Genomic DNA, 14,370 nt, shown 5'->3' with positions numbered 1-14,370 from the left:
GTTAGCTAGAGGTAGAGATGCTTCGACTCCGCTCAGCATGACGACCAGATAAACTTCCTCCCAAGTTCTATGAAAACCACCCTGTTTCCCGTACGCAAATTCTCTCTGGCGGCCCTGCTAGTCAGTGGCCTAGGCCTGTTGAGCAGCCAGCGCCCGGCTTCCGAGAAGACGCTGAAAGAGGCCTATAAAAACTATTTCCCGGTGGGCGTGGCCGTGGGTGCTAAGCAGCTGAAAGGCAGCGAGGCCGAGTTGATCAAGCAGCAGTTCAACAGCATCACGCCGGAAAACGCCATGAAAATGGGCCCGATTCATCCGGAGGAAAACCGCTACTTCTGGACCGACGCCGACGCCATCGTAGACTTTGCCCAGCAGAACAAGTTGCGCGTGCGCGGCCACAACCTGCTCTGGCACGAGCAAACGCCTAAGTGGCTGTTCAAGGATGCCCAGGGTAAGCAGGTGAGCAAAGAAGTATTGCTCAAGCGCTTGCACGACCACATTTTCACGGTGGTGAAGCGCTACAAGGACAAGATTTACGCCTGGGATGTGGTGAATGAAGCCATTGATGACAACCCCAACGAGTTCCTGCGCAACTCAGAGTGGTACCAGATCTGCGGCGAAGATTTCATTGCCAAAGCCTTTGAGTACGCCCACGAGGCCGACCCCAAGGCCGTGCTATTCTACAACGACTACAACACCGAACGCCCCGAAAAGCGGGAGCGGGTATACAAGCTGCTCAAAAAGCTGAAGGACGCCAAAGTGCCGATTGACGCCGTAGGTCTGCAGGGACACTGGTCGTTGCAGGAGCCTACGGCGGTGGAGCTGCGCAAGGCCATTGAGCAGTATTCCTCGCTAGGCCTGAAGGTGCAGATTACCGAGCTCGACGTATCTATTTACCCTTGGGAAAAGGAGCGTCGCGCCCGGCGCTCCGATGAGTCGGATGCGTACACGCCGGAGCTGGAGAAGAAGCAGGCCGAGCAGTACAAGATGTTCTTCCGCGTGTTTCGCGACTACAAGAACGTGCTGACGGGCGTTACCTTCTGGAACGTGTCGGACCAGTACAGCTGGCTGGATACCTACCCCGTACCCGGTCGCAAAAATTACCCTTTGCTCTTCGACCAAAACCTGAAGCCCAAGAAAGCTTTCCAGGAAGTTGTCAACTTCTAGCAGGTAGAAACGAAGCTCCTCGCCTCAACTGAGAGGGGAAGCTTCGTTCTCGTGTTACCTCCAAGCTACTCATTCAGCCATTTCCTTTCCGCCCACAATGTCTATTTTCCATTCCTATCCGAGCCGCCCAGCCCAGCTTGCCCGCTGGCTGCTGTGCGCATTGTTCTTACTAGCCTACACCCACAGTTGGGCCGATACACCAACTGGTCTAGGCGAGCAGTACGTATCCGCCAAGAAAGGTAAAGGCGGCTTCACGCTGGCGGCCTCCGGCAAAACCGCGCCGCTGTTTGCCAGCTCCCAGGACTGGCCCGGCGTACTGCGCGCCGCTAAAGACCTGCAGGCCGACATCAACCGCGTTACCCAACTGCAGTCCACGCTGAGTACCGACCAACCCCCCAAAGGCAAAGAGGTGGTGCTCATCGGGACGATAGGTAAAAGCCCCCTCATCGACCAACTGGTGCAAAGCAAGAAGCTCGATGTATCGGGCATTGCTGGCAAGTGGGAGGCCTCGCTGGTGCAGGTGGTGGAAAAGCCCATGGCCGGCGTAGACCGCGCCCTGGTGGTAGCTGGCAGCGACAAGCGCGGTACCATCTACGGCATCTATGATTTGTCGCAGCAGATGGGCGTGTCGCCGTGGTACTGGTGGGCCGATGTGCCGGTGAAGCAGCAGAAAGCCCTGTATGTAGCGGCGGGCCGCCACACCCAGGGCGAGCCGAAGGTAAAATACCGGGGCATCTTCCTCAACGACGAAGCGCCGGCCCTGAGCGGCTGGGCCAAGGAGAAGTTTGGGGGCATCAACTCGAAGATGTACGTGCACGTGTTTGAGCTGATTCTGCGCTTGAAGGGCAACTACCTGTGGCCCGCCATGTGGGGCAACGCCTTCAACGACGACGACAAGCAAAGCCCTGTGCTGGCCGATGAGTATGGCGTGGTAATGGGCACTTCCCACCACGAGCCCATGGTGCGCGCTCAGCAGGAGTGGAAGCGCTTCGGCTCGGGCCCCTGGAACTACCAGACCAACCAGAAAACACTAGAAGACTTCTGGCGTCAGGGCATCGTGAACATGGGCACCAAGGAAAGCATTGTGACTATGGGCATGCGCGGCGACGGCGACGAGCCCATGAGCGAGGAAAGCAACATTGCCCTCTTGGAGCGCATTGTGGCCGACCAGCGCAAGATTCTGGCCGAAGCCACCGGCAAGCCCGCCGACCAGACCCCTCAACTCTGGGCCCTCTATAAAGAGGTGCAAGAGTACTACGACCGGGGCATGCGCGTGCCCGACGACGTGACCCTGCTCCTGTGCGACGACAACTGGGGCAACATCCGGAAGCTGCCCAAGGCCGGCGAGAAGCCCCGCAGCGGCGGCTACGGCATCTACTACCACTTCGATTACGTGGGCGGTCCGCGCAACTACAAGTGGCTGAACACAAACCCGCTGCCCCGCATCTGGGAGCAAATGCACCTGGCTCACGAGTACGGCGCCAACCAGATCTGGATTGTGAACGTGGGCGACCTGAAGCCCATGGAGCTGCCCATCAGCTTCTTTCTCGACTACGCCTGGAACCCCGACCGTATTAAAGCTACCGACGTAGCGGCCTACACCCAGCGTTGGGCGGCCCAGCAATTCGGCGAAAAGAATGCTGACGATATTGCCGACATTCTGGCCAAGTACGCCAAGTACAACGCCCGCCGCAAGCCCGAGCTGCTCGACCAGAAAACCTACAGCCTCGCCACCGGCGAGTGGGCTACCGTTGTGGCCGACTACAACCAACTGCTGACCCGCGCCGAGGCCATCAACCAGAAGCTGCCCGCCACCGCCCGCGACGCCTACTACCAGCTGGTGCTGCACCCCGTGGAGGCCTGCGCCAACCTCAATGAGCTGTACTACACCGTGGCCCTAAACCACGATGCCGCCCAGAAAGGCCAGGTGAACACCAACGAGCTGGCCGAGAAAGCCAAGGCCCTGTACGCCAAGGACGCCGAAATCACGAAGCGTTACCACGCCGTAGCCGGGGGCAAGTGGAACCACATGATGGACCAGACCCACATTGGCTATACCTACTGGCAGCAGCCCAACGAGCAGAAAATGCCCGAGGTGAAAACCCTCACCAACGCCACCGCTCCAGCTACTGCGCCTGTAACAGCCGCTAGGCCAGTAGCCGCCCCTACCACTGGCGCAGGCTTCCAGGAAAGCAATGGCTACGTGAGCATTGAGGCTGAGCACTACACCAAAGCCGTGAACGGCGCTACTACCTGGCAGAACCTGCCCGACCTGGGCCGCACCCTTGGCGCCGTGACCACCTTCCCGGTGACGGCTACGGCGGAGGCTGCCCCCGGTGGCCAGTCGCCCCACCTGCAGTACACCATCACGCTGCAGCAGGCAGGTCCTGTTACGGTGCAGGCCTACGTGGCGCCCACTCTCAATTTCACTAACGGCCAAGGCTTGCGCTACGCCGTATCAATTGACGATGAAGCTCCGCAGATAGTGAATTTGCACACTGGCCTAGCGGCCGAGAATGGCAACAGACCATGGCAGCAGGCTGTGGCGGAGAGCATTATCATCAAGAACTCGCAGCACAATGTGGCCGCAGCCGGCACGCACACGCTGAAGTTCTGGCGTGTAGACCCCGGCGTAGTGCTGGAAAAGCTGGTTGTGAGCCGCGGCACATTGCCTGCTAGCTACCTCGGTCCGCCCGAAAGCCCTGCTGCGGCATCTGCTGCGGGAAAGGGCAGCGTTGGCCGCCGCTAGCGTTAGTATTACCGTTACCATAATTCAGCCCTGCTAGGCCACCTGCCTGGCAGGGCTGATGCGTACTGATGGGTAACACAAGCGCCCGGGCCGCCCCAGTGTTGCTGGCCTGCTAGGCCACTGCTCAGCTCAGATGGGCGCCGACTGCAACTGGCTTCTCAGGCGATAAGCAGCTTTACACATCTTTGCGCGATAAAATCCGTTTCCCACGGTTTGCTGCCTGCTATTGCGCTGCCAGCGTTTTCTAGTCGGCATTTGCCATACATCAACTCCTATTTTGCTATGCAAGCACCCAGCTCTTCCTTCGGCCAAACCACCGACGGCACCGAGGTTCAACTTTTCACCCTAACCAATGCGCATGGCCTGCGGGCATCAATCACCAACCACGGCGGCACCCTAACCAGCCTGCTGGTCCCGGATAAGCAGGGGCAGCTCGGGAATGTAGTGCTGGGCTTCGACGATGTAAGCGGCTACCAAAGCCCCAACTACCTGAAGTCGGGGCCATATTTTGGGGCGCTGATTGGGCGTTTCGGTAACCGCATTGCCAATGGGAAATTCACGCTCGATGGGCAGGAGTATACGCTGGCTATCAACAACGGGCCCAACAGCCTGCACGGCGGCACCAAGGGGTTTGATAAGGTGCTGTGGCAAGCCGTGCCGGGCACCTCTGCCGACGGCCAAACCCTGACGCTGACCTACCACAGCAAAGATGGGGAAGAAGGTTACCCCGGCAACCTGACGGTGACGGTGGTGTACACGCTTACTAACGACAATACCCTGCGCATCGCTTATACCGCCACCACCGACAAAGCCACGCCCCTCAACCTCACCAACCACGCCTACTTCAACCTAGGCCTAGGCCAGCTGCCCGATGTGCTAGGCCACCAGGTAACCCTGCGCGCCGACCGTTACACGGTAGTCGATGATACCGCCATTCCAACTGGGGAGCTGCGTCCCGTGGAGGGCACGCCATTTGATTTTACCTCGCCCCACACCATCGGGGAGCGGATAGCGCAAGTGCCCGGCGGTTACGACCACAACTGGGTGCTCAACCAAGGCCCGCAGCCGATTGCCAAAGTGGTTGAGCCCACCACCGGCCGCGTGATGGAAGTGACGACCGATGAACCCGGCGTGCAGTTCTACACCGGCAACTTCCTCGACGGCAGCCTCACGGGCAAAGGCGGCGTGGTGTACGGCAAGAACGCCGGCTTCTGCCTGGAAACCCAGCACTTTCCCGATTCTCCTAATCAACCCAGCTTCCCGAGCACCATCCTGCAGCCCGGCCAGACGTATCAGTCTACCACTGAGTACCGGTTCAGCGTGCAGTAATAAGCTGAAAAAACGGTCATGTCGAGCTTGTCGAGACATCTCGCTCGAATCGTTGCAACACTAATCCAGCGTCAGCACGCGAGATGTCTCGGCAAGCTCGACATGACGGGCTTAGTATTCAGGGGCCTACACAAGAGGTGCTTAATTAAGACAAATAAAAAGGGCGACCAGCTAGCTGGTCGCCCTTTTTATATTCCAAAAGCAGTGGCCTAGGCCTGTGCCGACAGCTCTTGGATGAGCTTTTGCACGCCTTGCTCGGGGTTGGCACCGAGGTCTACGCGTAGGGTGCGGCGGTCGTAGTCGCGCAGGGCCTGCAGGTCGCCTTGGGCCTGGGCGTTCTTCAGTGTGCCGAAGGTGTACGAGCGGCCGGGGAGGGGCAGATCGTTGGGGTTCTCGGCAGTTAACTGCAGGAACAGGCCGGTGTTGGGACCACCCTTGTGGTACTGGCCGGTTGAGTGCAGGAAGCGGGGGCCGTAGCCGAACGTGGTAGCCACGTGCAGACGCTTCTGCAGCAGAGCCCGCAGCTGGTCCATAGCCTCATTCAGCGCCGGCGACTCAGTCAGGTAAGCCTGAATGGAAACGTAGTCACCGGGGTTGGTCTGGAAGAAGTGGGTGAGCAGCTCGCTGGCGTTGCCAGCGGCGGGTACGCCGTAGTAGGAGAGGCCATCAGCCGACAGCGCCTTCTCTTCCTCAGGCAGGTGGCCGTTTTCCGTTACCTCCTTCATCAGGCGGTCGGTGGCAGTTTTAGCGGCCTGCACGTTGGGCTGGTCGAAGGGGTTGATGCCGAATACGGCGCTGGCCACGGCCGTAGCCACTTCCCAGCGGTAAAACTCCTGGCCCAGGTCCAGCGGCTCTTGCATCCGGATGCTGATAACCGGGTGGCCAGCCTGTTGCAGAGCCTGCAATTTCTGCTGGTTGGCCTCATCGGCTTCGTTCTGGTAGCCCACGTACACAAATACACGGTCTTGGCCGTAGAGGCTCGGCTCGGCCAGCGGCTCGCCGGCTACCGGCAGAATGCCTTTGCCCAGTTTACCGGTACTTTCGGCAATGAGCTGCTCCAGCCACAGGCCTAGGTCGTGGAGGGACTGCGGCACCACCAGCGTGAGTTTGTCGCGGCCTTGCTCGGCCAGTACGCCCAGGGCGGCACCCAGCTCCAGGCCAGGGTTTTCAGTTACGGGGCCGTACGCGCCGCACGCCCGCATCATCCGGATGGCACGCTCCAGCACCTCGCCCACGGGAATACCGTAGAGCGCAGCTGGCACCAGCCCGAAGTAAGTAAGGGCCGAGAAACGGCCGCCTACTTCCGTGAAGTTCAGGAAGATTTTGCGATAGCCTTCTTTCGTGGCGGCCTCAATGAACTTGGAGCCGGGGTCGGTAATAGCGACGAAGTTCTCGCCGGCTTTGTCGCCTTTGAGCTGCTTGAGACGGTCGTAGAAGTAGTCGCCGAAAGCCAGGGGCTCAGCCGTGGTGCCCGATTTGCTGGCTACAATGAACAGCGTTTCGGTCAGCGGTACGCTTTCCTCAATCTGGCGTACGGTGCCGGGGTCGGTGGTGTCCAGAATCGACAGCTCAAGCCCATCGGCGCTGCGCTCAAACGACTTCTGGAATACAATGGGCGCCATAGAGCTGCCGCCCATGCCCATTACTACCACATGCTTGAAACCGGCGGCGCGTACTTCCTGCACGAACTGGTCGATTTCGGGCACGGCGCTTACCATGGTTTCGGCTACGCGCAGCCAACCCATGAAGCTGCGGATGCTCTGCTGGGCTTCGGCGTCCTGGGTCCAGAGCGAAGCTTCTTTCTGCCAGAAGCCTTCGGTGAAATTCTGCTCGTTAAACTTCTTGATCTGGGCGTCTACATCGGCCTGGTACTGGCCTAGCTCGTAGGTTGCGGGGGCTACGGTTTCGGCAAGAGCGTCCTGGCGCTGCTTCTCCAGCGCGGCCATCAGCTTGCCAAAGGGCTCCTTGAATTTTTGCGCACCCTCGGTTTCCAGCTGGTTGGTCAGCTCTTCTAGGTTAATGCCTAGCTCCGGCAGGCGGCGCAGCACGTCAGCCGACTTTTCGAGGCCTTCCTCCAGGCGAACGGCGGGCTTACCTTTCTCGCGGAAGATATCCAGCGTTTCCAGCGGAATGGTGTTCACGGTGTGCGGCCCAATCAACGACTCCACGTACTTGAGGTCGTCGTACTTGGGGTTTTTGTTGCCGGTGCTGGCCCACAGCAGACGCTGGGTGTTAGCGTCTTTCTGCTGCAGTTTCTCCCACCGCTCACCGGCGAATATCTCCTTATAGATCTGGTAGGCCTGCTTGGCGCTCGACAGGGCTACTTCGCCCACGAGGCTTTGAGCCAGCTCACCTTTCTCGCCGCCTTCGGCCGCCAGCTTTTCCAGCATGGGGTCAATCAGCACATCAATGCGCGAGAGGAAGAAGCTAGCCACGGAGGCAATGTTATTAATGGGCAAACCGGCCGCGGCGCGGTCTTCTAGGCCTGCAATGTAGGCCTCGGCCACGGCGCGGTAGCGCTCCAGCCCGAAGATCAGGGTAACGTTTACGTTGATGCCCTCCGAGATGAGGCGGCGGATGGCGGGGAGGCCCTCCAGCGTGGCGGGCACCTTAATCATCACGTTGGGGCGGTCTACGGCTTTCCAGAAGCGCATGCCTTCCTCAATGGTACCCTCGGTGTCGTTCACCAGTTCCGGCGATACTTCCAGGCTTACGTAGCCGTCGCCAGAGTTGTCGTTGCTGTCGTAAAGCGGGCGGAACAGGTCGCAGGCCAGCTGCACGTCGGCAATAGCCAGCTCGGTGTAGATTTCGTCTACTGATTTGTTCTGCAGGGCCAGGGAGCGAATGGCCGCGTCGTAGTCGTCGGAGCCGCCAATGGCTTTTTCAAAGATGGCGGGGTTCGACGTCACGCCCCGCAGGGAGTCTTCGGAAATGAGCTTCTGCAGCTCGCCGTTTACCAGAATCTTACGACGGATGAAGTCGAGCCAAATGCTTTGGTTGAATTGGCGAATTTCTACTAGTGCGTTCATTAGGAATGAGGTATGTAGGGCAAGATCAAGTTACGTGAGCGCTCGGCCAGTCTAAGAGCACCGATTTCAGGCCGCCCAGGCTGTTTTACAAATATGGCGGAAACCCGATTTTTGGCGGAAAGCTACGAAAGTTCGGGGCACGACGGGAAGTCAAATGCGCCCAGAAGTCCTTGCCGCCGCTGTTTTGGCCCTCTATGTAGGTGCGTATGTGGGCTGCCTCACGGTGGCTCCTGCTACTCAGGTGGCCTAGGCGACTAAGGTACGCGTAGCGCGGTGGCAAGTACGCAAAATAATGGGCGAATATTCACAATCGATTGTGTAATATTAAGCGGTTTTATCCAGCGCTCAGTTCTTAGCAAGCTACTCTCTTCTTTCAGATCGGCCTGTACATAGCCCGGTGGTACAGTTACAGCCCGTATTTTTGAAGTTGGTAGTAGGCTCCTTGTAAGCCTAAACAGATGCCTGCATGGGCTGTTACTCTGAACTATGAGCAAGTGGGCAATGGCTTTTTCCTTCTAGGCCACTCCGGCAGCCGAAGCCAGTATTTCATGAAGAACTCCCTTCAATATTTTCCAGTGCGTACCCGGTGAGAGAGTTCCTGCTGTTTGTTGATACCGAAACTACCGGGCTGCCTCAGCGCTGGAACAAGCCCTACTCAGCGGAGCGCAACTGGCCCCACATTGCGCAATTGGCGTGGGGAGTGTATACGCCCGAGGGGGAGCTGGTGAAGTCGGAAAACCATTACCTGCGGGTGCCTGCCGGCCGCATGCAGGCTTCGGCCGTGGCCATTCATGGGCTCACCCCGGAATTCTTGCAGGCCCAAGGGCAAGACCTGCGCGACGTGCTGGAACGCCTACGCCAGGATTTGCTCACGTACCAACCGCTCGTGGTAGGCCACTACCTGCAGCTCGATTTCCACGTGATTGGGGCCGGCTTCTACCGCGCCGGTCTAGAGAACCCCCTGGCCGCGCTGCCCACCCTGTGCACCATGCAGCTAACGCATATCAGTCCGCCACAGCAGGGGCGCCGGTATTTGCGGCTGGGGGAGCTGCACGAGCAGCTGTTTCATATGCCCATGGTGTTGCAGCACGATGCCTGGGCCGATGCGCAGGCCACCGCGCACTGCTACTTTGAGATGCAGCGGCAGCACCTGCTCACCGACGAGCTGCTGCAACAGCAGCGGCCCTTGCAGGTGCCGCCCCCGGCCTCCCCTCAAAAGCGGTGGCCGTTGCTAGCCGCCTTGCTCACGGCTGCTATATTGCTCGTACTTTACCTGATCTATGGATAACCGACTGGCCTTTCTCAAAACCGTTGAGCCCTTCAGCCTGCTGCCCGTGGAGGTGCTTGAAGGAGTGGTAGACTTGCTGCAGGAAGTGCAGTACTCCAAAGATGCGCTCATCTATCAGCAAGACGTGTCGAAGCTGCGGGGGCTGGATATCATTGTGGAAGGGGAGTACGAGACGTTTTTCTATGACAGCGAGCAGCAGAAGCGCCTACCCGAGGTGTACGGCCCCGGCACGTGCTACGGGGGCATGTCGATTCTGCTGAACAAGAAACGCTCGTTGCGCACCGTGCTGGCCCACAAAGGCACCAAGGTACTCTCCCTGCCGCGCCGCGACTTCCGGGCCCTGTGCCTGGCCTACGAGCCGTTTTTTCATTACTTCACCGCCCGCTATGGGCAGCGCATGCTCGATGAGGAGTATGCCCACTTCGTGAAGCCCACGCCCGCCCCCGAGCAGAACTTCATTGCCGCCGACCAGCTCTATTCCCGGCGCATCGAAACCCTGGAGGCCCGCGATATTGTGTCGTGCCCCGGCACCACGCCTATTTACGAGGCCGCCCAGCGCATGGCCGCCGGTAAAGTCAGCTGCCTGTTCGTTACTGATGAGGCGGGCAAAATCGCCGGGTACGTAACCGATATTACTCTGCGCGACAACGTGGTGGCGCGTCAGCTAGATGCCGCTAGGCCAGTCTCAGAAGTGACTGATACGCCCATCGTGTCTATCCGCCGCGACGCCTACGTGTATGAGGCCATCTTGCTCATGTTCCAGACCAAAACGCGCTACTTGCTGGTAGAGCAGGGCGGCGAGTACGTGGGTTTCCTGAGCCGCAACAAGCTGCTGAGCGACCTAGCCCAGTCGCCGTTTATGTTCATTCAGGCCGTGAAGCTGGCCCAGAGCACCCGTGAGCTAAAGCGCCGCTGGGGCATGGTGCCCGACATGGTAAACCAGCTCCTGAGCCGCGGCGTGAAGCCCGAAATCGTAAACCAGGTGATTACCACCGTGGCCGATACCATTGCCCTGAAAGTGATTGAGGGCGTGCTGGCCGAGCAGGGCCCGGCCCCGGCCAAGTTCGTGTTTATGGTGCTGGGCAGCGAGGGCCGCAAGGAGCAAACCCTGGTCACCGACCAAGACAACGCCATTATTTACGAGGACAAGGCCAACGAGCAGCGCGAGCTGGTGCGGGAGTACTTCCTGCGCTTCGCCACGTCGGTTTCTGATCAGCTCAATGACATCGGCCTGCACTTCTGCTCGGGCGGCTTCATGGCCAAAAACCCTAAGTGGACGCATTCCCTCTCGCATTGGAAGCGCAACTATCACCAGTGGATGAGCGAGTCGAACGCCGAGACGGTGATGAAGTTCTCCACCTTCTTCGACTGCCGCTACCTCTACGGCGAGGCCAGCATTATGGAAGAGCTGCGCGAGTTTCTGCACGAGGAGCTCCAAGGCTCGCTGGATAGGTTCTTATTCTTCATGGCCAAGAATGCCCTGCAGTACGAGCCGCCGCTAACCTTCTTCCGCGGTTTCCGCACGTTCACGCAGGGCACCCAGCAGGTGTTCGACCTGAAGAAAACCATGTCGCCGATTGTGGATTTGGTGCGGGTGTACGCCCTAAAAAACCAAATCTTCGCCACCAACACTGGTGAGCGGTTGGCCCTGCTGCGCGACCGGGGCGTGTTCACGGCCAAGGAATATGAAGAACTACTACAGGCCTACTACTACCTGATGGGCATGCGCCTGAAAAAGCAGGCCCGCCAAATCAGCGACGACCATACCGCCCCCACCAACTACCTCGACCCCAAGCAGCTCACCCAGGTGGAGCAAGTAACCCTAAAAGAAATCTTCAAAGTCATTTCCGACTTCCAGCTAAAAATTAAGGTGGGCTTCACGAAGATGCTGTAAGTAAAGGCGTACACCCCAAAAGCACGTCATCCTGAAAGAAGCGAAGACCTACTCACGGTAGCACGAGGCGCTAGGCCAGTCGTTCACGCGTGGTAAGATCCGTCGCTCTGCTCAGGATGATGTGTTTGTTTCTAGGCCAGCTTGAATACTACCCACCGTCAGCACGCGAGATGTCTCGACAAGCTCGACATGACAGGCAGAAAGGGACGTTTGATTTAAGCTGCCTTACTTCACTGCGGGCTGGCAAACGGGGCAGGTGTAGGTGGCGCGGCCGCCCACGTAGTCCTTAGCAATGGCGGTGTCGGTGTGGCGGGGGCAGAACTGGTGCTTATCGGAGCCGGGCGTGGCGGAGTCGTCCCACTCGCGGGCGTGGATGAGGAAGCTGGCGGGGAAGTGCCGATACGTGGCTTCGTGCTTGATGGCCGTGGTGAGGACTAGCTGGATGGCTGCGTGCAGAGCCTCAAACTCCTCATCGGTAAGAGTATTGGCAATCCGCTCGGGGTGAATCTTGGCTTGGAACAGCACCTCATCTACAATCCAGTTGCCTAGGCCTGCCGTGATGCTTTGGTCGAGCAGCAAGGGCTTGATGAGGGTCTTGCGGTGGCCTAGCTTGGCCTTGAGTTGCTCGAGGGTAATGTCCAGGGCATCGGGACCGATCTTCTTAGCTTTCTGGTAGGCCTCTACGCTTTCCGCCAGCCGAATGCGGCCAAACTTGCGCGGGTCTACAAAGGCCACGCGCAGCCCGGTGTCGAGGTGTAGGGCCACGCGGGTAAAGCGCGGGGCATCGGGCTCGTCGCGGTAGGCGCCCACGTCGCCGGTCATCCCGAAGTGCAGCACTAGTACCTGGCCGGTGCTTAGCTCTAGAAAGCAGTTTTTGCCGAGGCGGCGCGTGCCGGTTACCCGGCTGCCTACTACGGCGTGGCGGATCAGGTCTTCACTGGTAGCCAGCACGTGCGCATCCTTTACTTCAAAGGCCACGATGGTCTGACCCACCACCAATTCATCAATAAAGCGGCGGTAGGTTTCTACTTCAGGTAATTCGGGCATAACGAAATCTGCGTGAGAGGCGGGGCCTTGGCAATACGGCAAAGCACCCGCCGAGGTGGCCTAGAGCGACAACTTGCCCTCTACCACCACCACGCCGGTACCGCCAATCCGGACGGCCTCCATGGCATCGGGCGGGCCCACCACCGATACTTGCACGGTGCCGGGACGGCCCAACCAATGGCCCTGCTCAGCTACAAAATCTGGCCCCGATAAGTGCCCGTAGCGCCATAGATACGCCGCCATGCCCCCGGTAGCCGAACCCGTCACGGGGTCTTCCGGAATGTCTGGCGGGGTGCAGAAGTGGCGGGCAAACGTCTGACCGGCCAGCGTGGCTCCTTCCAGGCAGAAGAGGTGGGGGCTGAAGAAGTCGGAGCTGCTGCGGTAAGCGTCCAGCGCAGATGGGTCGGGGAGGTAGGCGCGGCGGAGGGTGGCGGCATCGCGCAGCAGCACCATGAGCTGGGGCGTGCCCGTGCTTACTGTTTGCACCGGAGCAGCAGGCAGCACATCCTCCGGCGTGAGCCCGAAGAGAGGTAGTACCACAGCTGGGTCGTGCAACTGCCCAAACACCGGCTGGCGCTGCGTCATGATGACTTGCGCTAGGCCACTCGGGGCAGCTGGTGGCAGCACATCAATCCGGATGGGACCCTCCAGCAGCTCTAACTGCAGCGTAAGGGGCTGAAGGGTGGGACGCGCTAGCCGGCCGGCGTGCAGCAGGGCCGTGATGGTGGCAATGGTAGGGTGCCCGGCCAGGGGAATTTCCTCGGCCGGGGTGAAGTAGCGCACCCCAAACTCGGCCACATCTGAGCGGCGTACAAAGGCGGTTTCCGATTGGTTAAACTCTCGGGCCAAGCGCTGCATTTGCTCATCGGTGAGCCCGTCAGCGTCCAGCACTACGGCGCAGGGGTTGCCGCCCAGCGCCACATCCGTGAAAGCATCAACCAATAAGAAAGGATAAGAAGCCATAAGGGAATGTGAAGTGAAGCCCGAAGGTACAGAGCGCACGTATGTGAACTCGATAAAGCTGAGCTAACCTCAACCTTTGCGCTGCGTACCTGTTTGTGGTTACGGAAGGCCCATTCGCGCTAGGTGGCCCTTGAAGCCAGATCGTACCCTGCATGCCGCAACTCGTTTATAGCACCTGGGGAGGGATACACCTGCTGGCTGCCGTACTTTCTTTATTGCTGGGAACTGCAGTGCTCGCACTGCCAAAAAGGGGCCTGCGCCATCGGCAAATGGGCTACGCCTACGTGGGTGGCCTAGGAGTAATGCTGACGACCTCCTTCGCTATTTACCGCCAGTACAACGGCTTCGGTATTTTTCACGTGGCGGCTATACTTAGTGCGGCTACGCTGCTGGCTGGTATGTTGCCGGTCTGGCGCAAGAGGCCTACTCACAATTGGCTGCAATTGCACTACAGCTTCATGTACTTGTCGGTGCTGGAGCTCTACGTGGCGCTGGTGGCCGAAGTGCTGGTGCGCGTGCCGGGGCTGGACTTCTGGGAAGTGGCCGGCGCTTCCTCGGCGGTTGTGCTGCTGCCGGGCGCTGTCTTGTTCAGTCGTTTGCGCCGTCAGTGGGAACCCAGTGCAGGCCTAGCGCAGCGTTCCGTGTAAGCCAGCAGGCATACTACAACTAGGCAACTGGCGCTGATGCTGGCCAAGTGGTGCGGTTGTCAAAGCACTGCCAATCCGCATGCTTTAGTTGGATAAGGTTGCTGAATACAGCCAAACCACTTGCCCTGTGTCCAGCGAAATTCCAGGTTGTGCTGCTGGAAAAAAGGAGGATAGCCTGGGGCTCAGCATACTCCGCACAGAGCATAAGCTTAGCGTCGTGTTGGTGGATAGTTTTAATTATACGCATCCCATCCAGGCCA

At 59.3% G+C, this 14,370-nt stretch carries 9 protein-coding genes; 6 read left to right on the top strand and 3 right to left on the bottom strand.

Annotated elements, in window-relative coordinates; translation table 11 throughout:
* Positions 1-69 precede the first annotated feature (69 nt).
* From EU556_RS15015 to EU556_RS15005, 3 genes are all read left to right on the top strand, one after another.
* Entirely contained in the window at positions 70-1,164 is a 1,095-nt protein-coding gene (locus EU556_RS15015; protein ID WP_135434967.1) for an endo-1,4-beta-xylanase, read from the top strand.
* 97 nt (positions 1,165-1,261) lie between these two features.
* The gene (locus tag EU556_RS15010) at positions 1,262-3,913 is read left to right on the top strand and encodes a glycosyl hydrolase 115 family protein (protein ID WP_135434966.1); all 2,652 of its coding nucleotides are present in this window, start codon (positions 1,262-1,264) and stop codon (positions 3,911-3,913) included.
* Positions 3,914-4,195: 282 nt separating this feature from the next.
* On the top strand, positions 4,196-5,242 hold the full coding sequence (locus EU556_RS15005; RefSeq protein ID WP_135434965.1) for an aldose epimerase family protein: 1,047 nt from the start codon (positions 4,196-4,198) through the stop codon (positions 5,240-5,242).
* A gap of 209 nt (positions 5,243-5,451) precedes the next feature.
* Here the strand turns inward: EU556_RS15005 and EU556_RS15000 are convergent, their stop codons facing one another.
* Entirely contained in the window at positions 5,452-8,271 is a 2,820-nt protein-coding gene (locus EU556_RS15000; RefSeq protein WP_135434964.1) for a bifunctional transaldolase/phosoglucose isomerase, read from the bottom strand.
* A gap of 586 nt (positions 8,272-8,857) precedes the next feature.
* Between EU556_RS15000 and EU556_RS14995 the strand changes: the two genes are divergently transcribed.
* Complete coding sequence (locus tag EU556_RS14995; protein ID WP_167855590.1) at positions 8,858-9,559, top strand: 3'-5' exonuclease; 702 nt, start codon at positions 8,858-8,860, stop codon at positions 9,557-9,559.
* Complete coding sequence (locus EU556_RS14990) at positions 9,552-11,453, top strand: DUF294 nucleotidyltransferase-like domain-containing protein (RefSeq protein ID WP_135434962.1); 1,902 nt, start codon at positions 9,552-9,554, stop codon at positions 11,451-11,453. The genes EU556_RS14995 and EU556_RS14990 overlap by 8 nt, the downstream gene beginning before the upstream one ends.
* Before the next feature lie 225 nt (positions 11,454-11,678).
* On the opposite strand, the gene mutM is transcribed toward EU556_RS14990, so the two are convergent.
* Both mutM and EU556_RS14980 read right to left on the bottom strand, forming a co-directional pair.
* Positions 11,679-12,500, bottom strand: coding sequence for a DNA-formamidopyrimidine glycosylase (mutM, locus tag EU556_RS14985; RefSeq protein WP_135434961.1), 822 nt, complete (start codon positions 12,498-12,500; stop codon positions 11,679-11,681).
* Between the two features lie 60 nt (positions 12,501-12,560).
* Positions 12,561-13,463: a PhzF family phenazine biosynthesis protein gene (locus EU556_RS14980; RefSeq protein ID WP_135434960.1), complete on the bottom strand. Its 903-nt coding sequence runs from the start codon at positions 13,461-13,463 to the stop codon at positions 12,561-12,563.
* Positions 13,464-13,615: 152 nt separating this feature from the next.
* Between EU556_RS14980 and EU556_RS14975 the strand changes: the two genes are divergently transcribed.
* Positions 13,616-14,110 carry a DUF2306 domain-containing protein gene (locus EU556_RS14975; protein ID WP_135434959.1) on the top strand — a complete coding sequence of 165 codons (495 nt, stop codon included), beginning with the start codon at positions 13,616-13,618 and terminating at the stop codon, positions 14,108-14,110.
* Positions 14,111-14,370: the final 260 nt, after the last annotated feature.

This window comes from Hymenobacter fodinae (assembly GCF_004745825.1).
In the GTDB taxonomy this organism is placed as follows: domain Bacteria; phylum Bacteroidota; class Bacteroidia; order Cytophagales; family Hymenobacteraceae; genus Hymenobacter; species Hymenobacter fodinae.
This window is presented reverse-complemented; position numbering and strand designations above follow the sequence as displayed.

Bases quoted from the DNA above. Each gene is read 5' to 3' on its own strand.
- EU556_RS15015 (WP_135434967.1), top strand. From the start codon at position 70: ATGAAAACCACCCTGTTTCCCGTACGCAAATTCTCTCTGGCGGCCCTG.
- EU556_RS15010 (WP_135434966.1), top strand. From the start codon at position 1,262: ATGTCTATTTTCCATTCCTATCCGAGCCGCCCAGCCCAGCTTGCCCGC.
- EU556_RS15005 (WP_135434965.1), top strand. From the start codon at position 4,196: ATGCAAGCACCCAGCTCTTCCTTCGGCCAAACCACCGACGGCACCGAG.
- EU556_RS15000 (WP_135434964.1), bottom strand. From the start codon at position 8,271: ATGAACGCACTAGTAGAAATTCGCCAATTCAACCAAAGCATTTGGCTC.
- EU556_RS14990 (WP_135434962.1), top strand. From the start codon at position 9,552: ATGGATAACCGACTGGCCTTTCTCAAAACCGTTGAGCCCTTCAGCCTG.
- mutM (WP_135434961.1), bottom strand. From the start codon at position 12,500: ATGCCCGAATTACCTGAAGTAGAAACCTACCGCCGCTTTATTGATGAA.
- EU556_RS14980 (WP_135434960.1), bottom strand. From the start codon at position 13,463: ATGGCTTCTTATCCTTTCTTATTGGTTGATGCTTTCACGGATGTGGCG.
- EU556_RS14975 (WP_135434959.1), top strand. From the start codon at position 13,616: ATGCCGCAACTCGTTTATAGCACCTGGGGAGGGATACACCTGCTGGCT.